This window comes from Ktedonobacter sp. SOSP1-52 (assembly GCF_016587395.1).
Window position 1 is genome coordinate 2,729,621 of the sequence record NZ_BNJH01000001.1, and the last position, 19,784, is coordinate 2,749,404.

20 protein-coding genes and 1 pseudogene are annotated in these 19,784 nt (G+C 52.1%); 10 read left to right on the top strand and 11 right to left on the bottom strand.

From position 1 onward, the window contains the following. Positions 1-64 precede the first annotated feature (64 nt). Positions 65-802: a hypothetical protein gene (locus JMJ16_RS13085; RefSeq protein WP_201381863.1), complete on the top strand. Its 738-nt coding sequence runs from the start codon at positions 65-67 to the stop codon at positions 800-802. 180 nt (positions 803-982) lie between these two features. Here JMJ16_RS13085 and JMJ16_RS13090 read toward each other — a convergent pair whose 3' ends face one another. Next, positions 983-1,255 carry a DUF5348 domain-containing protein gene (locus JMJ16_RS13090; protein ID WP_201381865.1) on the bottom strand — a complete coding sequence of 91 codons (273 nt, stop codon included), beginning with the start codon at positions 1,253-1,255 and terminating at the stop codon, positions 983-985. Positions 1,256-2,219: 964 nt separating this feature from the next. Next, the gene (locus JMJ16_RS13095; protein ID WP_201381867.1) at positions 2,220-2,543 is read right to left on the bottom strand and encodes a hypothetical protein; all 324 of its coding nucleotides are present in this window, start codon (positions 2,541-2,543) and stop codon (positions 2,220-2,222) included. 401 nt (positions 2,544-2,944) lie between these two features. On the opposite strand from JMJ16_RS13095, the gene JMJ16_RS13100 reads away from it, so the two are divergent. Then, complete coding sequence (locus JMJ16_RS13100) at positions 2,945-4,813, top strand: hypothetical protein (protein WP_201381869.1); 1,869 nt, start codon at positions 2,945-2,947, stop codon at positions 4,811-4,813. An 87-nt stretch (positions 4,814-4,900) separates the two neighbouring features. Here the strand turns inward: JMJ16_RS13100 and JMJ16_RS13105 are convergent. Further along, positions 4,901-5,683, bottom strand: a pseudogene (locus JMJ16_RS13105) (IS6 family transposase). A 335-nt stretch (positions 5,684-6,018) separates the two neighbouring features. Further along, on the bottom strand, positions 6,019-6,408 hold the full coding sequence (locus JMJ16_RS13110) for a hypothetical protein (RefSeq protein ID WP_201381871.1): 390 nt from the start codon (positions 6,406-6,408) through the stop codon (positions 6,019-6,021). Between the two features lie 241 nt (positions 6,409-6,649). Between JMJ16_RS13110 and JMJ16_RS13115 the strand changes: the two genes are divergently transcribed. After that, positions 6,650-7,003 (top strand): hypothetical protein, encoded by a 354-nt coding sequence (locus tag JMJ16_RS13115; RefSeq protein ID WP_201381873.1) that lies wholly within the window; start codon positions 6,650-6,652, stop codon positions 7,001-7,003. Between the two features lie 204 nt (positions 7,004-7,207). On the opposite strand, the gene JMJ16_RS13120 is transcribed toward JMJ16_RS13115, so the two are convergent. From JMJ16_RS13120 to JMJ16_RS13130, 3 genes are all read right to left on the bottom strand, one after another. Beyond that, complete coding sequence (locus tag JMJ16_RS13120; RefSeq protein WP_201381874.1) at positions 7,208-8,461, bottom strand: ISL3 family transposase; 1,254 nt, start codon at positions 8,459-8,461, stop codon at positions 7,208-7,210. Between the two features lie 104 nt (positions 8,462-8,565). Further along, positions 8,566-9,147: a recombinase family protein gene (locus JMJ16_RS13125; protein WP_201382854.1), complete on the bottom strand. Its 582-nt coding sequence runs from the start codon at positions 9,145-9,147 to the stop codon at positions 8,566-8,568. Then, positions 9,105-9,644 (bottom strand): hypothetical protein, encoded by a 540-nt coding sequence (locus tag JMJ16_RS13130; protein ID WP_201381876.1) that lies wholly within the window; start codon positions 9,642-9,644, stop codon positions 9,105-9,107. Before JMJ16_RS13130 ends, JMJ16_RS13125 begins: the two co-directional genes overlap by 43 nt. Before the next feature lie 312 nt (positions 9,645-9,956). Here JMJ16_RS13130 and JMJ16_RS13135 point away from each other — a divergent pair, with 312 nt between their 5' ends. Next, positions 9,957-10,421 (top strand): recombinase family protein, encoded by a 465-nt coding sequence (locus JMJ16_RS13135; RefSeq protein WP_201381878.1) that lies wholly within the window; start codon positions 9,957-9,959, stop codon positions 10,419-10,421. A 77-nt stretch (positions 10,422-10,498) separates the two neighbouring features. Here JMJ16_RS13135 and JMJ16_RS13140 read toward each other — a convergent pair whose 3' ends face one another. Beyond that, positions 10,499-11,215: an IS6 family transposase gene (locus JMJ16_RS13140; RefSeq protein ID WP_201381880.1), complete on the bottom strand. Its 717-nt coding sequence runs from the start codon at positions 11,213-11,215 to the stop codon at positions 10,499-10,501. Positions 11,216-11,679: 464 nt separating this feature from the next. Between JMJ16_RS13140 and JMJ16_RS13145 the strand changes: the two genes are divergently transcribed. From JMJ16_RS13145 to JMJ16_RS13155, 3 genes are all read left to right on the top strand, one after another. Continuing rightward, complete coding sequence (locus tag JMJ16_RS13145; protein WP_236601449.1) at positions 11,680-11,928, top strand: hypothetical protein; 249 nt, start codon at positions 11,680-11,682, stop codon at positions 11,926-11,928. 762 nt (positions 11,929-12,690) lie between these two features. After that, positions 12,691-13,308: a hypothetical protein gene (locus tag JMJ16_RS13150; RefSeq protein WP_201381882.1), complete on the top strand. Its 618-nt coding sequence runs from the start codon at positions 12,691-12,693 to the stop codon at positions 13,306-13,308. Between the two features lie 396 nt (positions 13,309-13,704). Beyond that, a complete protein-coding gene (locus JMJ16_RS13155; protein WP_201377970.1) occupies positions 13,705-15,087 on the top strand; it encodes a transposase in 1,383 nt (460 codons plus the stop codon). 342 nt (positions 15,088-15,429) lie between these two features. On the opposite strand, the gene JMJ16_RS13160 is transcribed toward JMJ16_RS13155, so the two are convergent. The 3 genes from JMJ16_RS13160 to JMJ16_RS13170 form a co-directional block, all read right to left on the bottom strand. Beyond that, positions 15,430-16,251 (bottom strand): IS6 family transposase, encoded by an 822-nt coding sequence (locus JMJ16_RS13160; RefSeq protein ID WP_201381884.1) that lies wholly within the window; start codon positions 16,249-16,251, stop codon positions 15,430-15,432. A 135-nt stretch (positions 16,252-16,386) separates the two neighbouring features. Beyond that, positions 16,387-16,671 carry a hypothetical protein gene (locus JMJ16_RS13165; protein ID WP_007921555.1) on the bottom strand — a complete coding sequence of 95 codons (285 nt, stop codon included), beginning with the start codon at positions 16,669-16,671 and terminating at the stop codon, positions 16,387-16,389. Between the two features lie 189 nt (positions 16,672-16,860). Continuing rightward, positions 16,861-17,502 (bottom strand): peptidase, encoded by a 642-nt coding sequence (locus JMJ16_RS13170; RefSeq protein WP_201381885.1) that lies wholly within the window; start codon positions 17,500-17,502, stop codon positions 16,861-16,863. Between the two features lie 204 nt (positions 17,503-17,706). On the opposite strand from JMJ16_RS13170, the gene JMJ16_RS13175 reads away from it, so the two are divergent. From JMJ16_RS13175 to JMJ16_RS13185, 3 genes are all read left to right on the top strand, one after another. Next, positions 17,707-18,030, top strand: coding sequence for a dihydrofolate reductase family protein (locus tag JMJ16_RS13175; RefSeq protein ID WP_201381887.1), 324 nt, complete (start codon positions 17,707-17,709; stop codon positions 18,028-18,030). Between the two features lie 394 nt (positions 18,031-18,424). Next, positions 18,425-19,354 carry an NADP-dependent oxidoreductase gene (locus tag JMJ16_RS13180; protein WP_201381889.1) on the top strand — a complete coding sequence of 310 codons (930 nt, stop codon included), beginning with the start codon at positions 18,425-18,427 and terminating at the stop codon, positions 19,352-19,354. A 25-nt stretch (positions 19,355-19,379) separates the two neighbouring features. Next, entirely contained in the window at positions 19,380-19,709 is a 330-nt protein-coding gene (locus tag JMJ16_RS13185) for an SDR family oxidoreductase (protein WP_201381891.1), read from the top strand. Positions 19,710-19,784 lie beyond the last annotated feature (75 nt).

Below are 19,784 nucleotides of genomic sequence, written 5' to 3' on the forward strand. Positions count from 1 at the left end.
GATAACTGCAATCAAGACAAAACAAGGCAAGAAACAGCTAGATTGCACATACAGGAGGAGCCTGATGCCAACCATGCCCTGCGACTCTTCGCCGCTTGAACGCTACGGCCACAATTTGACCAGACTGGTGAAACTCCTCACCTTTGCCCCTCTCACCACCCACGAGGCAGTGATACACCGGGTCTTTGAGGTTCTCCAGCGACAGGGAACCACGAAAAATTCCCCAGTGATCCTGGCTTCCGATGAAACGAGGCGTTGGTCAATCGTGGCAGAAGTCATTCGCCGCATGGGGAGAGGAGACGCGCCTTTCCCTTTGCGCTTGCGGCAGGTGATCGGGCTGGATTACGAGGCGCTGTTCACCAATCTGTCTGATGACACGGTAATCCGCCAGGAACGGATAGAGCAGGCATATGCACCCCTGAAAGAGAAGCTTGCCCAAGCGAAGCCTGGTTCTGATGAGGAATGGACTTTGTTGGATGAGTTGTTTCGCTGGCCTTCTCTGGAGGAGTGGATAGCGCCAACCATGACCCTTGAACGGCTCCAGTCGATGTTCATTGCCATGAACCAGGCTCCAGGCTCCTTCGTGCTCTACGTCGATTATTTTCATCGTCTTGTCGGTGGTGAACCGGACACCTATCCCATTGATGCGAGCGCCCTTTTGAAACCGTCCCTGGCACGCGGCCAGATCCAGTTGATTGGGGCCTGTACGCTCGAACAATATCGCCAGCATATTGAGCGGAATGCCGCCATCCAACGCCGCTGTCAGGAAATTTGCGTACCAGAAGTCGAAGACAATCTCTGATGAAGGAATTGTGCAAAACTCAAGTACAATCTTCACTGAAGGGCTTATCCCCAAAGCTGTGTCTGAGCCATATACTCGCCAGATTGATAGATTGACACATATCTCCCCTTATTGGCGAGGTTATGGTATTTTTGACAATAGCTCTTTGCCATGCGCAAGAGAAAAGAAGATAAAATATATTTAGGGCAAAGGCGTCTCTTGACAAGAAGGCGACTGGGCGACGTACACACGTGCTGTGAGTCCAGCACGAAGACGGATACCAATGTGATTGCGCGTTTGAAGATACCACCCCGCTGCATCACTTTGCACTTGTCCAGGGATCCAGCGATGAAATACGCATATTTCGATCCATACCTCTGGTGTGAGCAGTTGCCCATTGAGTTGGAGCTTGTGGTGATGTGTGTTATAGCGAAGTACTCCCGGTGAAAGACCCCCCTCATGCTGATTGATCATGGTAACAGTTTGCTTTCCTCCTTCTAAAAATAAGGGCCTCCGTTCAGAGAAAACCCAAACACGCCTCTTTTTTCAGAGTGAGATGGGAATCATAGTCTGGCAGAATCCTTTCATCATGATACGCTAAAATAGCGTACAGTCTCACAACAAGCCTTGTCACTCCAAGGAATCGTGGTTTCGATCAGATTGCTTGCCAATTTGCAGCGTGAAGTTCCTCTTAAGAACAATTCAGATGCACGTACGATGGTACAAGAAATGTTGCATAATTGAGTTCTCAGAGGAGGAGAACATAGCTGCTTCAACTCCTCATAGAAAGCCATTGCGGTTTTTCTCGCCATACGGTGTTCTTTCTGATGTGAGCGTTCCTCCTGTTACGCTGCCTAAAAAATAACAGTAATGCTCTGTCAAGGTTTCTCGGGGCGGATACTTTCAAATTCATCTCTAAGATATTCAACACGGGCTTCTTATCCCGTCTCTTCAAGAAATTTACGGATGGTAACTTCTTGAATCGCTTCTCCAAAGACAATATCTCCACTTAGGATACACCACTCAGGGGTACCATCTGTATGAGAGGGGAGAATGAGGAGAATTTGTTGTCGCCAGATAATAGAACCTTCTCCTGATGAGAGCATCTCTTTGAAACAAAGAGACGCTCTTGCTCTCACCAGAATAATTGTAGAGATCTCACCAGTTCCGTGTTGGACGGAAGGAAGCTCTCTCATTGTGAGAAAGGAAGCAATGTGAGCGCTTCATTGCGAGGCTGAAGCTTCTACCAGAGACAAGAGAGCAAAAACATCATCCACTGTTTCACAGCCATAACAGACACCACTTTCATCACCCTGTTGCTCGAATGCGTAGAGGCACTCCCTCTCGCATTGGCTCCTCCTTTCTTTCGTGCATTCTTGAAATCCATACTGCCTCAGGTTTTGAAGGGCATCCTGAATGGTCATGTGTACCACTTTCTTCATGACTCTTCTTCTCCATGAGCATTGACAGGCACAGAAGTTGGAGGGATCGGTGGAATTCGCCAAGCCTGCATTTCCTGTTTGCCAAAGAGTCTCAAGCCTACGGTAAAGTAACCAAACAAACCAATGACCAGGCCAATCGCATACCAGCCAAATAACACATCACTTCTCAAGAAGGTAACCACCGCTGCACTCCCAACTACTCCTACAATGGCGATGAGGTTCGAGTATCCAGAGGCACCCGTGGCTTGTCGTAGTATCCGATACGTAATGATACCGATAATGAGACCAAAGAAGGTGACGCCGAGTCCAGCAATAAACATATGCACTTCTCCTTCTCCTTAGAACGTGTGAATTGCAGACGATAGGATTCTGAACCAGACGAGGAGAGGCCATCGGAGATGGGCTAACCTCAGAGGGAACGTTGCATCCATGCTGCTTTTGGTTACGGTCTTCCCCCTTTTTGGTGATAACGAAGCAGACCTACCTCAGAGAAGTAAAGATATCATACCTCTCTCTCCATGAGAGAGAGGTTACAATGAAATAGCTCATAAGGATGGGAAAAGGAGAGGAAAGTCATACACGAAAGGAAAAGAGAGAAACCTGGCTAGCGTCGCTCGTTCTATAATAAAGCCTGGGTGAGGAGCAGGCACGTCAGCGAGCTTGCGTTGGAGAGGTCGGAAAACTGAAAAACCCTACCGAAGTAGCAGGAAAGGAACGCATTATGCGACAGAAGAATGGCACGGAACTCTTTGGACCCGACGATCCACGCAGCGCCAGCGTTGGAATTCTTCACGTGGCCGCGTCAGATGACCGGCAAAGCATTCTGACCGCGATTCTTGCTCAGGAGAAGCTGGGACGCAGACATACCGTACTGGTCATGCCTGACGATAACGCCGCATTCCGGCGTACAACCGACTTCGCAGACCTGAGAAACCTGCTACAGGGGCTGAAGACCCAACTTGTGATTGTGGCCTCATCTCACACGACGATTGCCAGATTAGCACAACGCCAGCAATTCCCGGTCTTTCTCTCGCTAGAAAACTATGCCAGCTATGCGAAAACATTTATTAGCGGAGATCAACCCCCGGCCTCCGCTGAAAAAAAGACGACCGAGACACCTTTATCTCCACCCAAGAAGCCAGCACGCACCTCTACCCCAGCGCCAGCCTCCGCTGACCAGTCGCCGGCTCCGCCACTTGAACGTCCTGCCGCTCCCCCTAAGAAGCCAGCGCCACGAGACAAGGTCGCACAGAAGAAGAAGAAGGAGAAAGAGGATCTACCAGTACCACTACAGCCAATGGAGGCCAGACCGATAGTGGTGGATGAGGTCGTCACGCCGCGCAGCGTTCCCAGCCAGATGCTCACTCCAATAGATGTGGTGGTCAGCCTGGTCCCAGCCTCACCGCCACGACGCAAGCACAGACGCACACGTGCGCTCCTGGTTGCTCTGCTGCTGGCGCTCTTCCTGCTGATCGGCGGTTCAATGTTGAGCGTTTTTGTCGGATTCGGCCCGCTGGCCCGGCTCTTCCCCGGCAGTTCCGCTAGTGTGACCATCACGCCTGAGAAGAAAACATTTAAAAATGTCTATGCTATTTCGGCGACGACCTGGGTCCCTGACCCGGCGCTGCACCAGGTAGCCGCGCACTTTATCAGCGTGACCACGTCACCCCACACAAAAACGGTGCAAACTTCCGGACGCGGCATGACTCAGGCCATCAATGCCCTGGGCTTGCTGACCTTTTATAATGCCCTATCCTCTTCACAGAACATTCCCGCCGGAACGATCTTTGCCGATGAGAAAGGCATCCAGGTCGCCACCGACGAAACGATTACCATTCCCGCGGCCAATCCGCCCACCGAAGGCAGCATGAGCAGTATCGCCCACGCGCTCATTCCCGGCGCGCAAGGTAATATCCCGGCCCTGGATTTTAAAGAGACAACCTGCTGCCACGCCGGCATTACGCTGACCAATCATGATGCCTTCAGTGACGGACAGGATGCCCGGCCCTACTCGTATGTGCAGCAGAGTGATATTGATATGGCCGTCAGCAACCTGACAGCCGAAATGACCAGCGAGGGACAGCAGGCGATACAAGGGAAGATTCAGAGCGGGGAACAGCAGGCCGGAAATGCGAAATGCAGTGCCAGTTCGAGCGCCAGCCATAGCGCGGGCGAGCGCTTCAATAGCGTGACCGTCTCCACGACGATGACCTGCATAGCTGAAGTATTCAATCGCGATGATGCCTATGCCATGGCGACCAACCTGCTCAAAAGTGATGCCACGCAGACCTTTCACAACCACTATGCCCTGACCAGCCCGCTGAAAACGACATTGATCAATGCTGTGATTCAGAATCCACAGGGCATGATCTCGCTGCACATCGAGGCGCAGGGGCAGTGGGTGGCACAGTTTGATGCAGCGAGCCGGCAGGAGATGGCGCGTTTGATCGCGGGCCTCAATGCGGCCTCGGCGCAGGATCTGCTGTTGCACCGGCCCGGGATTACCCAGGCCCGCATTACAGTCACCAATAGCCCCGGCAATGTGCTGCCCCTCGACGAGCACAAGATTCTCATTCAGGTTGGCCCGTAGGGGTTGGGGCACCACTCTCGTGGGTTGTGTTGCAAGAATGATAAAGGGAAAAAAACTGGGGAGAAAGAGTGGCTCACTTTGATCCGTTTAGGTAGCCATGCCAAATAGGTTGACAACCAGTGCCACCAGACCAGCCACAGCACCTCTTTCTATCCCTTGTCCTTGCCCCTTTGCGTAACATGTTCATGATCTCGTATCCTTGGAAGGTTCGCCATGCTGTCTCGAACGAGAAGAAACCCATCCCTGGCTTCGTCTGCCGTTTGATGAACCGATGGTCTTGTTCGATCAGGTTGTTGAGATATCTGACTTGCCGCAATACCACCGCTTCAGCAAGCATTCCAGCCGCTTTAAGGTCAGCAATGGCTTTCGGGTAGGCAGCATTGTTATCGACATTGATGACGCGGGGAGTTGGTGTGGTGGGAGAGTCAGTCAGCGTGGAGGACTGGATCATCGGCTCCTCGACAGGATGTCCTTGAGGCACGCAATCAGCAGTAACGTGCAACACTTTGCAGAAAAAGCGTTTGGCAGCCTCAGCGTCACGTGTTGGGCTCAAGAGAAACTCCAGGGTCTGACCATCTGAATCAACGGCTCGGTAGAGGTACATCCATGTTTTCTTGATCTTGATAGAGGTTTCATCGACACACCACGAGGCATTGCAGGCTTTGAGAGAAGACCGAGATCGCTTCTCCAATTCAGGTGCGTCGCGTTGGACGAGAGCGATAGATTGTCGTATGATCGACGTAGAGACCTCGTTCTTGCATCATCTCTTCCAAATCCCGGTAGCTTAGAGGGTAGCGAAGATACCATCGCATGCAGCAGAATGATGTCGGATTGGAAATGACGCCATTTGAACGGAGTTTGCTCGATCATGTCTGATCCTCTTTTGCTTTTTCGCTTCACTTTAGCAGATCAGCTTACTTCTTGCAACACAACCGACGGTAGTGAGCCTGAGGACTTTCGGAATATGGGGAAGCGCCTTGGAGTCCCATACTCCTCGTTATACACGCGTCATGATAGAGCTGTGAAGAAGCTTCGCAAGCACTTTAAGCGAGCGTAGTTGCTAGTGGAGATGTGCCCCACCATACCTCCACATTGTTGCTGTGTGGCTAGCGGGTCACATGGCCCGCTAGCCACACTCCCCGCCTTCCCACCCCACCTGCGGCGGATGACAGTAGGAGTCCGCCGCCCCCATTAACGAGTTGTGGCTACGACGCACGATGCTTTCTGACATTAACGAGGATAGACCGGGTAAGTGCTGCCAAGCAATCGGCGCAAAGATCTTTCATATCGCCGAACAAGGTACGTGTTTCTTTAAAGAGTGCTTGAACACGTTCATAAGGCAAAGCATCGACAGTGCGGATGTAGTTTTTGGCTTGCCTCATTAGCCTGTTCACACGCGCTTTGAGCAGTGTGAGAGCTTTGCCCGCGTCCTGCGGGCAAAGCTGGAGATCAAGTACGGCCTGGAGCATGGCTTGGTAGTAGTGGAGATACACCAACTTTTCTTCGTGCTGGTCGCCGTTTGCTTCATCGGTCTGTATGGCTGTGCGTAGCTCGCTCACTAAGAATTTCTGATTGGGATCGGTGGCTTGCGACATAGGCAGTCCTTTCGTTGCCTAGCAGAGACGTTCACTGTATTCTAGAGCAAGAGAGAACGTATGTCCTATCAGTCCTGTCAAGGGGGAAAGATGGATGAGGTGTTCATAACACAGTGCTCTAAGGGTATACTAGCGGTGATGGTTGGTGCCTTCACCCTCAACACACTTATACATTTGCTCCATATTTACCAATGCAAGAAGACCATCAGACGATGGCAGAGAGAACAGGAGGAACTTGCGCATGGGAAAGACCTATCTTCGTGCCGCCTGGACCGAGGCCGTGGCTGCTTTGATCTACAACCGCATTCACGGGCCAGAACTTGATCGCACCTGGACCGATTGGCAGCTCCCACTTCACCCAGATAGCGCGAGCAAGTATCGCTATCTAGCCATCGATCTGCTGAACGTCCTACGCGAAACACCCGATGCAGACAAGACGGTGGTATTCGCATCCATCAAGCAGCAACCGGATATGGATGGGGACATTGTACAACAGCTTGAGCGTGGAAATCACCTGGAGGTTATTCGTCGGTTCGTGCAAGATCCCGAGCACTCAGACGAAGAGGAATACAAAATCTTGACGAGCCTCGGGTAGAAAACCTCCCTTTCTTGCTTTGTCGCGATAGGTAGGGCTTCTCAGCCTTTCCCCTGCTTCAAGTGAAGGAGAGCACCAGCGAGGGGTAGTGTTGCAAAAAATTTAGAGCTGAGAAAATAGAGTAAGTAATTACGGCACAAGAAGCATTTACATAGAGAAAGTGGGTTCTCCGTCCTTCCAGGTGAAAGATGAGGTAATAACATGTCATACTGCGTCTCCAATCAGGATGCGAAGACGCAGATTTCCAAGATTGCGATAGCCATAGGCCTGGCGCATAATCGCCTTCGTTCGGTTGTTTTTGCCTTCGACAAACCCATTGGAGATGCGCGTTGGCAAAAAACGGAAAAACGCCAGGATTTCCTGTTTCCATTTGATGAAGGCAGAAAGCGCTTGACGCAGAGCATCCGGTCCCTTTTCACGAACCTGATCGATCCAGTCATCAAGCTGCTGTTCCGCCGTCTCGATGGTCGCAGTTGCATACCAGGTTCGCAAGGTCTCTTTGAGTTGCCAGGCAACCTCAAGCTCGGACAAATGAGAGCCAATGCGTGCACGTTCGGCTTGCTCATCTTGGGTTAAGCTTTCTTGGGCACGAAGGAAGAGATGTTGCTTGTGATACAAAAGGATTTGCCCTTCTTTCTTGTGCGCCCAGGCTGAGACCACTTTTCGGAAGGCTTTCATGACATGCTGAATGACATGAAAATGATCGATGACAATCTGAGCATGTGGCAAACAAGCTCGAACGGCTGGGGCAAAGGAGGCACTCATATCCATGCTGACCGCTTCCACCTGTTGGGGGGTGGCGAGCCGCTTGAGCAAGGGGACCACATCCTCCAGACGACGTCCGTCACTTCCCTCAAGGACTTGCCCGGCTTCCAAATCACAGAGGATGGTTGCATAGCGATGGCCTTTGTGCATGGCGAACTCGTCTAGGCCCAGAGAACGAGGCGTGGGAAGCGCGTTCTGTTTCTCCAGGCTCAGGCCTCGCTGCTCCAAGAGCGGGCGTGCAAGATGCTGGAAACAGTCACCGACAAAGCGCGCTCCAACACGAAAGGATTGGGCGACATGAGCCACAGGCTGCGTTGCCGCTTGTCTTCCAATGGCTTCACGCAACCATGCGGTCGTTCTTCGGCGTGGGCCATAGGCCGTATCCGGCTCGGTAAAGGGTTTGCGACATACCCTACAACGAAAGCGACGTTTGAGCAAGATCAATGTCATGGGATAATCTCGCAGGTTGATATCACGCTTGACGCGTTCACGACAATCATGCATCTGCTCACAACACTGGTGACAGCGAGGACAGGTGGCGGTCTTCGTTTTTGCGATGAGTGTCACGCACAGGCTTCCATCACCGCTCCATTCTTGCTTCAAGACGCAGAATTCGGGCAGGTCCAAGGGAACCAAAATCCCTGCGTCAACGGCTATCTCTTCGGTCTGTTCTTTGGTATGATGACGGGACAAGGCTTGTTTCTCCTGATCTTGGCGTTTTCTTTCTTACCAAGATCAACGAGTGACAAGCCCTTGCTTTATTCCGCGTGCTTGTCTCAGCGAAAAAAGCTTATCCTTCACCCGAAAAGACGGAGACCCAGAAAGTGTGAGCATTCTGCACCTTTTTCCTTGTGAAATGTATTCGTGTGTACTTCCATTTGCTGAGCTTTAATTTTTTGCAACACTACCCCATATGTGCCCTTGCTCACGACGTGTGTAGGCAGATCGAGACCATGCTGCTTGAACTCCCGTACAACCTGCCGTGCGACGCCCAGGCGGCGAAACGCCTCAAAGAGGTAGGCCAGACGTTCGCGGACCTGTTGGTCTGGGTCCAGCTCCCAGGTCCCATCGGACGCCCGGACATAGCCGACTGGGAGAGGGAACTGCAGCAGCCCTTTGCGCGCTTTGTTCCAGCGCCCCTCATGCAAGCGAGTGCGCAGCGTAAAAAGTTCTGCTTCCGAAAGTGTCCCCTTCACACCAAGCAAGAGGCGATCATTTGGGTCACGGGGATCGTAGATCGTGCTCTCGTCGGCCAGCAAGGTATGACTGAGGCCACACAATTCAATTAACTGATGCCAATCGCTGGAGTTGCGGGCCAGGCGAGAGGCTTCCAGCATCAGCACCATCCCGACCTGGCCCAGGCTGACTTGGGTGACCAGCCGCTGAAAACCGGCGCGGGCAGTAGCGCTGCTCCCGAGCGCCCCTGGTCCTCATCGATGACTGCAATCGCCGTCGGCGGCCAGCCCAGTTCCAAGGCGCGTTCCTGCAACCGATACTGCCGCTCAGTGCTCTCTTGATGTTCATTCTGTGGGTCGATTGCCGTACATAGACGTATGCTATCCGTTCGCGATGAGCTGTGGTGATATGAGCAGTACTCATGGATCTCCTCCTGGGCCGGTGCGGCCTGTACGCAGCGCTGTGCGAGTTCGGTGAACAAGACGACAAGTGCTTGGGCTGGCGGTTCCGGCCAACTGCCGACAGCCAGCGTCTCCATGCCTGATGAAGAGGCTTGAGCACTGGAGCGGGGACGAGAGATGGAAAAGGGCGGCTCAACATTCGGACAACACGGGGGTGGTGGATCCGGTTCATCACGAATCCCCTCCTTGGGAGCGCAAACCTGACGATAAACGAGTCTCGCGAGGATGTGAATCATCATGCCCTCCTTTCTCTCCCCTCCTGGGAGATCGACATTTTCCTGCATGATACCGCACAAACTGAACCAACTCGACCAGGGTCTGCGGAGCAAGCAGTGCCGGATACGGTTGCACAGTGGGACCGGGGGGAGACACAAGGGGAATGGGAAGGTCTGTCCAGTGCCAGGGTAAGGAGAGCAGGAGGCCATTCTGACAACGGAGGAGGATCCAGGGCTCCTCTTGGCGCCAGAAGACACGGCAGACGCGTCCCATTTGCCCGCAGGCGGAACTCTCCTCGGCCAAAATCGTGGCACGTGCTCCCTGAAATGCAACATATGGTGCAATTTGTTCTGGGGTTAAAGGGCACGATGAGTGAAGCAGAACTTTTTGTGCTGCGCGCCCGCCTGCAAGGCGGTATTCTCAACAAAGCGAGGCGAGGAGCTCTCAAACTGACCTTACCCATCGGGTTGGTCTACACCGAAACGGACGCTGTGGTGCTTGATCCTGACCTACAAGTACAAGCGAGCATTCGCGAGGTCTTTCGCAGTTTTGCGCACACTGGCTCCGCTTTTACAACGGTTCGTCACTTTCGCCAGCAGCATTTGCTTTTCCCACGCCGCCTGCGTCGTGGAGCACATCGCGGAGAACTCGTCTGGGCAGAGATTGAGCACCATGATGTGTTGCGGCTCTTACATCATCCAGCCTATGCAGGAGCCTATGTCTACGGGCGCACCCGCACCACCAAGACCGCTGATGGCAAGCTCCATATTCAGGATGTTCCCCGGGTATTGTCAACTTGACGGAGAAATAGAAGCGCTTTTTAGGAAGAAGGGGGAAGAGCAGAAAAGAAGCGGAGGTTTGGAGAGGATGGTTGGTGTTAGGCGGCAGTTTTCCTCTTGGTTACCTCGTTCCAGACCAGAAACCGATCCTGCATGAGAGCATAGTAATCTTCTGCTGTGAAACGGTGCCGTTTGGGTCGAAAGTGATCCAGGATCGGTCCAAACGCTGAGAGGAAGCGTTTGGCCTGTCCAGGTGATGTAAACCGCCGCATGGTTCGCTCGCGTTGTCGGGTAGGTTGATGTGAGTTTTCGGCCCGATTGTTCAAGCCCTTGTGTTGGCGATGCTCGACGCTGGGCATGTTCTCTCTTTTTGCGGCGGCGTAGCTGGCCAGTTTATCGGTAATGATCACTCGTGGGACGTATTGCAAGCCTTTGAGCAGCTTGCGGAAGAATTTCTTGGCCGCATGTTTGTTGCGCCGACTCTGCACCAAGATATCCAGGATGTTGCCGTCCTGATCAACAGCTTTCCACAAATAGGAGGTTTTGCCGTTGATTTTCAGGTACACTTCATCCAGGTGCCATGTATCTCCCGTTTTCGGACGACGATGTTTCAACTCATTGGCGTACGTCTGGCCACATTTCAGACACCACTGCCTGATGGTTTCGTAGGTCAACCCGACCCCACGCTCCGCCATAATTTCTTCAATATCACGAAAGCTTACAGAGAAACGAAAATACAGCCAGACGCAGTGACTGATAATCTCGGCTGGAAAGCGGTATCCTCGATAAAGAGGGGTAAGTTCTTCTGTTTTCATACCTATGAGTGTAGCAAAGATTTCTGCTTCATCGCAAGTTGACAATACCTTGGTAATGGCCGAAGGTCCCTGTATCGGAAGGGGATTTCTTGCCCATGTAATTCAGGAAGATCTGTTTCTACCCAGAACAGTGTCCAGTGAGGACCACGATACCAGTCCTCTGGATCGACGTAGCTGTTTGGGTCAGGGCACAACTGAATGCGTCTGATGGTAGCACTTTGCTCCCAAAAGCAACTGAGTCTGCCGCAAAAATATCGCTCTTTCGGTCGCAATTGCACCTTGTCACCTACCGCAAAGCAGGGTCTCTGGTTCATCTGAGCGTTCTCCTCTCGAACTGAAGTACATCTGAATATCGTCAAAGTCTCGATAGACAGCCCTCAGCATATTTTACTGTATTGTAACATACTCATATTCCCAACCAAAGAGTAGACACTGCCTCTCCGTGCGGGCCCGCCAAGCCTACCATGCGGCTCAATGCTCTCACTCGCAAGACCCATGCCTTTGCCAAACGTGATGTCACCTTTGATGCCTTGATCCATCTGCAACTCTTTGAATACAACTGGATATGTCCTCATCGGGCGTTACGTCTTCCGAGGTACTCGACTCCACAACGATATCAGCGCCGCACTCCTGCCATGGCGTTGGGTCTCACCGATCATCCCTGGTCCTTCACCATGTTCTTGATGACTTCCTTATATACCACTTCTCAATAGAGTCACTACCAAAATTGTGAACACCACAACAAAAGAGTCTAGGTGTATTGCCCAGGCTCTTAATAGATGTCAAGTTCAGGTGTCAAAAACCTATCATATGGACGGAAGAAAGCCTCGGGACGGGGCACAGAATTGCGCACATAGCATATGGGGAATGTAGCAGTAGGAGCAATAAAAAGCGGTGTTAGACTTCTACAAACTTCGGTTTTAGTGAGGTAATGTTCCCCCGACCAGACACAAGGCTGCTCACCATCGACATAAAAGAGTCTGGAGCACCAATAATACGTGCTTATCGGGAAGCATTAAGCGAGAGCACAAAAGAGTGAGGAAGCCCTGGTAGTCACTACTATCAGGGGCTTTCTTACTTCGATAAAGGCGAGCCGACCAGCTCCGTTCCACTTTCTTTACACGGAGCTGGCTCGGGTCGCCTAATTAAACTCAGGGGGCTCATAAAGTTCAACAGCGATATCCCTTTGAGATTGCTTATCAAATACTTGATTTTACTAACCTATAGGCCACTTGAGCATTAATCACACGAAAAGCTACGCTAAGTGAAAATATTCTCTCTTAACATCTGTTTTCCCGCAAAGCATATATAAACTGTAACGCCTTAGACACCAATTACGTGTCAAAATAGAGAGGTATAAACGTCCATTATCACTCCTATAAGCTCTTAACGTGGTTTTCCGGTCCATTAATACTCGGGTCCCAAATACCATCTAACCCCATCTATATAAATGTTCAAGAGTATGGAGGATCATCGTGAACAACAATCCAAACGAATACCCGCAACAACCCAACGAAGGGCAACCACAGTACCAGCAACCTACACAACCGTATCAGCAACCAACCAACTACCCGCAACCCGGCATGATGCCACCACCGTATCCACAGCAGCCAACCAAGAAGCCGATGGGCAAGATGGGCAAATTCGGTATTGGCTGTCTGGTGCTCGTAGGCGTGCTTATTGTCTGCGGTGTCATCAGCACCCTAACACGTGGCACCCCTACTCAGAGCAATCCCAACCAGACACAAACACAGACACAGGCCACACAGGAGCCAACCAAACCGGCAACACAAGCACCCACGCCGAAGCCTTATCCTCACTTCGGCGATGGCACATTCGAGGTTGGCAAGGACATCCAGCCCGGCACCTATCGCACCCGCGAGGCTTCCTCCGGCTGTTACTTTGCACGGCTAAAAGGCTTTGGTGGAGCAGTTGGTGATATCATCGCCAATGGCAATACAGATGCCCCGACCGTAATCACCATTGCCCGCACTGATAAGGGTTTCAATCCACAAACTGCGGCACCTGGACTCAGGACTTATCGGCAATCACAACCAGTAAGACTTCCTTCAATGACGGTATATATATCGTAGGAACCGACATCCAACCTGGAACCTACAAAAGCAGTGGACAAAGCGGTTGCTACTTTGCACGCTTGAGTGGCTTCGGAGGAACAACTGATGACATCATTGCCAACGGCAACACCGACACCGCCACGATAGTAACCATCGCTCCTAGTGACAAAGGCTTTCAATCCACAAACTGCGGTACCTGGGCTAAAAAGTAGCCATCTAGCATTCTGCGCAAAAGAAGAAGCATCCTGCGTGAGGAGTGCTTCTTCTTTAAGCTGTTGCCCTTCTTTCCTACTCCAACGTAAATTTTGGCCAAAATAGTGGCAGCAAGCTTGGCAAAAGAAGAGCTTGCAAAGAAAAAGATGATGATCTATAGCTCTTGCAGAAAGTCAACCAAACAAGAGGAGATTCATCATCATGACAGAATCTACGATGAAACTGACCCAACGTTTTACCGGATGTGCGAGCCTAGCCGCACTGGGCATCAAACTACGCACCCTGGATCTGCTGGCACCGATCCGAAAGCTCGTTCAGATCCCGCAGAAGACCGTGAAAGACACGCCCTTTGAGAAACTGTCCGATGCCTTCATCAGTATCCTGGCGGGAGCCACAGGGCTGGTGGAGATCAACAGCCGCTTGAGGAGCGATCGTGCGCTGCAACACGCGTTTGGACGGACGCGCTGCGCCGAGCAATCGGTCGTCCAGGAAACGCTCTCTGCCTGTACCGCCGAGACGGTGAAGCAAATGGAGCACGCGATGAAGCTGATGTATCGCCAACACAGCCAAGGCTATCGGCATGACTACCATCGGCAATTTCAAATCCTGGATGTTGATCTCACGGGTCTGCCGTGTGGCAAAAAGGCTGCTCTGGCTACCAAAGGCTACTTTGCTGGGGCGCGCAACCGCCGTGGACGGCAATTGGGCCGTGTCCTGGCGACCCGCTACGGGGAAGTCGTCGTCGATCAACTCTTTGAGGGCCGGACCAAACTGTCCGAGGCGTTTGTGCCTCTGGTTCAAGCTGCCGAGGAGATCCTGGACCTTAATGGCGCGAAACGCGCGCGCACCCTGTTGCGGGTGGATGCTGGGGGTGGCAGCATGAACGATGTGAACTGGTCGCTCACCCAAGGCTACCAGATCCTGTGCAAGGATTACTCCGGCCAACGTGCGACTCGCCTGGCAGCTTCCGTGACCCGTTGGGTTGACGATCCCGATGAGCCGGGGCGGCAAGTGGGATGGGTCGAAGTGGAAGCGCCGGAGTATGTGCGGCCTGTGAGGCGCATCGCAGTTCGTAAGCGCAAACCTAATGGACAGTGGGGCATCGCGGTCCTGATCTGCAGCCTGCTGCCCGATGAGGTTGAAGAACTGAGTGATGGCCTGCTTGTCCACAGTCTTGATCCTGTCAAGGATCTGCTGCTTGCCCACCTGCGTCTCTACGATCAGCGTGGAGGTGGGGTCGAAACCTCGTTCAAAGGCGACAAACAGGGGGGTGCCCTCGGCAAGCGCAGCAAAAAGCGGTTTGAAGCGCAACAGATGGTTATGCTCTTGGGCAGCCTGGTCCACAATGTGCTCGTCTGGGCACAAGAGTGGTTGGTCGTAACGACCTCTGCGGTGCAGCACTACGGACCTTTGCGTTTGGTACGCGATGTTTTTCATATCAGTGGCTTTCTCCTCCTTGATGCGTGGGGGCGCGTCCGTCAGATCGGACTCAATCAGGATGCTCCGCTGGCTCCTGTCTTACTCAGCCCTTTCCAAACCTTCGTCGCTCCTGCGCATGTCGCCATTTATTTGGCCAAAACTTAGGTCCAAGTAGGTATACTATAGCGGCGGCACTGGTGAGCCGAAACCTTTTTACCATCAATACCAGTACGCTTCTTAAGTGTTCTGAAAAGCGCCGCAACCCCCCACTGAGTAAGCGGATCGCCGTTGTCGGCCAGGAACACCTTGTCTTCTTTGCGTGGGGCCAGCCCTCCAAGAATTTTCCCATAATACTACAATATGGAGACAAATCGCTGTGGTTAAAATCCAAGGAGAACTGGTCATATCTGAAAAAAACGCATAAGGTGTCAAACTTGGTTCTGTCAGAACTGAGAACACAGAAAAGCTTGCCGGATCAGAGCAATGCTCACTTCTTATTTCATTGGCCTATAATGCCGCTTGTATCACTGTTTGCAGGGCTGCAAGACGTTGGAGAAAAGCCTGTCGTTGTTCCAGGAGGGAGATCACTTCGCCCATGCTGCGGCGCAGACGGAAATAATTGCGCAATTCGTCAAAGGCACGACAGAAGCGTGCCGCCGCTTCAATGGTTCCAAAACCACGCATCGGATAGTACCGTTGTTTGATACCCCGATGATCTTGCTCGAGCCGATGAGTGAGATATTTGCTCGTTCGATGCTGAACATGACTGCCCATCGCCTCGCGGATGGCACGCGGATAGGGCGTATGACCATCGGTCGTCACCTGTTCTGGCGTATGGCCGACCACATCAACTGCTTGCTTGAAAAATCGCTGCGCTGCCTCCATATTTCGCTTCTCACTCAACAGAGAATCTACCAAATTGCCATCGTGGTCGATCGCTCGATAGAGGTAGCACCATTTCCCATGTACTTTCAGGTACGTTTCATCGGCGTACCACGATGTTCCCGCCTGCCCACGCCGTTTTGTCCGTAATTGGTCCGCAAGCAACGGCGCAAACCGCGCTTCCCAGTCTCTAATCGCCTCATGTGTAAACTGGAAGCCCCGCATTAAAAACATCTCTGCGACATCACGCAGACTTAGTTTGTAACGCAGACGCCACAGGACTGCGAGCAGGACAATATCTGTCGAGAACTCCAGATGATTGAAAGGAGTACCAGTTCGCTCGTTGAAGGTACATCGGCACTGCGGGCAGAAAAAGGTGGTGTATCCAAGTTTGGTTTGCTTCGCTCGTTTCCGGGTCGTCGTGATAGCACAGTGGGGGCAGTTCATCAATCATCATTCCTCATTCCATCCTCTTTTCACAGCATCATCATACCAGAAGGATGGCTGCTCTGCCAAGGGCGTTGCCTGAGTTCTGACAGAACCCAACGTCGGGAGCTGGCCGCGCTTAACTCTATCTATGTGCTACTCGTTAAATGGTTCCCAGGATTGCCACGCCTTGAAAAGCAAGTCTAATTCCCCATCACCTAAATTAACCGCTTGCGTTACCGCTGTGGCTGCGCTGGTCGAATTAAACGTATATGTGGTAGTGACAATATCGACACTCCCGTCTGTATGGAAGCGTGCGAAGGTGGTATAGCGCGTGTCACCTTCAGGGGTAAAATCGTCCTCTAGTTGCACCATGCGAACATGGCGTTCGTGGCCGCTTTCATCCTTGACACTCATGTCCTTGATGATTGGATCTTTCATCGTTTTAGATATCCTTTCTGTCTATGCGCTCTTATTGGTAATCTCCACACCAGTATCCCACATCTCAACCGCTTGTAACTATGTGTAAATTTGGGAATTCTATGTATGGCTGGAATCAGAATAAATCGGTGAGTGGTCCTTGGGAACGAACCACGTGTCGTTTCCTCCATACGTGATTACTCGTAAAGGTCAGCAAATAGCTCCGCCTGGAAGCACTTCATCGTCAGGGTACTGTATCGCTATTTCGATAGCCATCTTGGCCGCGCTCAACACATCCGCATAACTCATTGTTGGCTCTGAAGAATCAGTAATGATGTCCCCTGTATAAGGAACATGTATAAAGCCACCACGTGCGCCGGAAGCCCTGGTGTAGTGCCGGAGAAGGTAGAAGAGTCCATTGCACAGATACGTGCCAGCAGTGTTGGAAACATAACCGGCTATACCGGTACGTTGCCAGAATGCCTGGATTCGTTTAATTGGAAGTCCGGAAAAATAGGCATCCGGGCCTCCCGGAACAATAGGGGTATCGATAAGTTTCTTACCATCGTTATCGGGTATTGAAAAGTCGAAGCAGTTAATGGCCACTCTTTCTATAGCCATGCCTTTTCTTCCGCCGGCGAGACCAAAAGCAATTACCAGGATCTCGTCATCAAGACTCTCTTCATAAAGCAATTTGGCATAATCATGTATTCCCTGAACGGTAACAGGCAAGAGATGCAACTGAAGTGATGCGCCGTCAATACGGTAGCTATCAAGGTCTTCAATCAAGCGGGCCGTGGGATTTGTTTTTTCCTTTCCAAACGGCCCAAAACCGGAAATGTGTACTTTCATGTGATAACTAACCTTCCATCTTTTTGTCTGCTCTCGTCCGTGATAAGTGGATGTACATCTGCATATATTTCTAATGAAGCAGCAGTGATAACATCAACGGCTTCGGCATCGCACGCCGCCTGTTCGGATTCCAGACATATATGAATAGCATACTGTTCTTGAGTTTGTTTTGCAACCGTTCTGCCTGGCAGACGGAGCTACGATGTGGGCCGGAAACCGGGACTACCACCAGCGTATCGGAAGGTCTTCGGAGGAGCCTGGATCGGGCCTGTGTTCGTCCTGATGCATCACGCACCTGACGACGAAGAAGATGAGACGATCACGTTCCTCTCAGATGACATTCGATCCGCAGTTGCGACAGGCTTGCGAGCCACAGAGGGGAAGAATCTGCTGATCATCGGTGCCAGCCTTGCCCGTCAGTGTCTCGAGGCAGGGCTGATTGACGAGATCCTCGTGCATGTAGCGCCCATCTTGCTCGGTGCTGGTGTCCACTTCTTTGCCCGAAAGGCGGGCGAACAGGTTGCCTGAGAGACGATAGCCGTCTCACAAGCAGAGCAACTGACCACCCTTCGTTTCCGCGTGAGAAAGGCATGCACAGACGCAACAGATGGGGGATAAACGCACCTCTCCGGCCAAGGGCACGCTCGCCAGAGAGAGACCAGTTCCAAAACCTGGCATCGCAAAATGGCTCCGTACTTTCCATAGAAAATGGCCCTTGTAGGAAGACCACTATCCTTCTATAATTTTGCCAGGTAAAGCACTTCGGAGCCCCATGCAGGTACATATCCATGCAGAAGCTCCCCTTTAGCTCAAGACTTCTCAGCGCCTGCGGCATTTCGTTGGGTCATGTGTTGGTTTTGCGGGAGAGATCAGCCTGGGAATGCTCTGGAAGAATGAGGAAGAACAAGGAGACATGGAAGAGATGAAAGCTATTCGCCTCTATGCTCAGCGTGGACCCGATCAATGTGTGTTCGAAGATGCACCGCAACCTCAGCCAGGAGTAGGAGAAGTCCTGATTCGTGTCCATGCGACAAGTGTGATGTGGCAGGAACCGACCTGGTCAGAAACCTGGAAAACACCGGCTGGTACCGAACGTCAGCATCCCATACCAGGTCATGATGTTTCTGGTGAGGTCGTTGAAGTAGGACCCGGCGTCACTGGTGTGGCTGTAGGAGAGGCTATCTATGCGCTCACCGAATTTTGGCGAGATGGCGCGGCTGCGGAGTACACTATCGCACGCGCGACTGATGTGGCGCCCAAGCCACGAACCCTTGGGCACATCCAGGCAGCCGGAGTCCCCCTGGTTGGACTGACAGCCTGGCAAGCGCTTTTTGAACACGCAGGGCTTACCAGTGGGCAATCGCTTCTCATTCATGGTGCCGCTGGTGGCGTGGGAAGCATGGCGGTTCAAATGGCAAAGTGGGCTGGTGCCACGGTGATCGCGACAGCCTCTGTACGCAATCATGCATTCCTACGCACGTTGGGAGCCGATGAGATCATTGATTATACCACCACGCGTTTCGAGGATGTGGTGCGTGATGTTGATCTGGTGCTTGATACCATAGGCGGTGAGACAGTAGCTCGCTCCTGGTGCGTCGTAAAGAAGGGCGGACTGCTCCTGAGTGTGTTTAGCCCCCCATCCCAAGAGCAGGCTGCCGCCTTTGGTGTGCGTGCGTTCTTTTTTGTTGTCAAGCCCAATCGCGAACAGCTCATACACATCGGGAACCTGATAGATACAGGCCAGCTTCGGCCAATCACCGAGCGGGTCTTCCCGCTCTCAGAGGCATCCCAGGCGTTTGAGCAGGCCCTCCAAGGGCACACGCGCGGAAAAATCATTTTGCGCGTAGAGTAGAGGACGAGGAAAGGAGGAGATGACCATGATGCTTGTGACAGGCCCAACGAGTGCTGTGGGGAATGCCGTCCTGAAAGAACTCTTGGCACGGAAGATCCCAGTGCGTGCCTTCGTGCGTAAACCATCTGTTGCTGAAAAGCTGGAGGCGCAGGGCGTAGAAACATTTTTAGGAGATATGACAGAGCGAGAAAGCGTCCAGAAAGCGCTTCAGGGAATCGAGCGCGTCTCTCTTATTTCCCCCACCGGTATTGTCAACGTAAAAAAATTCGTTGATGAGCTTTCACCACGTCGATGCCACATCAACCAGAATTCTCGAGCAACCAAGGCAAGAAAAAGGGCGCAATCCCCACTTTGAGGCCTGTTTCTCTTCTATAAGCTCTACAATTTCAATGAAGTTGACAATACCCATCATTGGAATAGATTTCTTGAG

Bases quoted from the DNA above. Each gene is read 5' to 3' on its own strand.
- JMJ16_RS13180 (WP_201381889.1), top strand. From the start codon at position 18,425: ATGAAAGCTATTCGCCTCTATGCTCAGCGTGGACCCGATCAATGTGTG.
- JMJ16_RS13140 (WP_201381880.1), bottom strand. From the start codon at position 11,215: ATGAAAACAGAAGAACTTACCCCTCTTTATCGAGGATACCGCTTTCCA.
- JMJ16_RS13155 (WP_201377970.1), top strand. From the start codon at position 13,705: ATGACAGAATCTACGATGAAACTGACCCAACGTTTTACCGGATGTGCG.
- JMJ16_RS13185 (WP_201381891.1), top strand. From the start codon at position 19,380: ATGATGCTTGTGACAGGCCCAACGAGTGCTGTGGGGAATGCCGTCCTG.
- JMJ16_RS13110 (WP_201381871.1), bottom strand. From the start codon at position 6,408: ATGTCGCAAGCCACCGATCCCAATCAGAAATTCTTAGTGAGCGAGCTA.
- JMJ16_RS13170 (WP_201381885.1), bottom strand. From the start codon at position 17,502: ATGAAAGTACACATTTCCGGTTTTGGGCCGTTTGGAAAGGAAAAAACA.
- JMJ16_RS13145 (WP_236601449.1), top strand. From the start codon at position 11,680: ATGCGGCTCAATGCTCTCACTCGCAAGACCCATGCCTTTGCCAAACGT.
- JMJ16_RS13165 (WP_007921555.1), bottom strand. From the start codon at position 16,671: ATGAAAGATCCAATCATCAAGGACATGAGTGTCAAGGATGAAAGCGGC.
- JMJ16_RS13115 (WP_201381873.1), top strand. From the start codon at position 6,650: ATGGGAAAGACCTATCTTCGTGCCGCCTGGACCGAGGCCGTGGCTGCT.
- JMJ16_RS13100 (WP_201381869.1), top strand. From the start codon at position 2,945: ATGCGACAGAAGAATGGCACGGAACTCTTTGGACCCGACGATCCACGC.
- JMJ16_RS13135 (WP_201381878.1), top strand. From the start codon at position 9,957: ATGGTGCAATTTGTTCTGGGGTTAAAGGGCACGATGAGTGAAGCAGAA.
- JMJ16_RS13085 (WP_201381863.1), top strand. From the start codon at position 65: ATGCCAACCATGCCCTGCGACTCTTCGCCGCTTGAACGCTACGGCCAC.
- JMJ16_RS13160 (WP_201381884.1), bottom strand. From the start codon at position 16,251: ATGAACTGCCCCCACTGTGCTATCACGACGACCCGGAAACGAGCGAAG.
- JMJ16_RS13130 (WP_201381876.1), bottom strand. From the start codon at position 9,644: ATGATGATTCACATCCTCGCGAGACTCGTTTATCGTCAGGTTTGCGCT.
- JMJ16_RS13090 (WP_201381865.1), bottom strand. From the start codon at position 1,255: ATGATCAATCAGCATGAGGGGGGTCTTTCACCGGGAGTACTTCGCTAT.
- JMJ16_RS13095 (WP_201381867.1), bottom strand. From the start codon at position 2,543: ATGTTTATTGCTGGACTCGGCGTCACCTTCTTTGGTCTCATTATCGGT.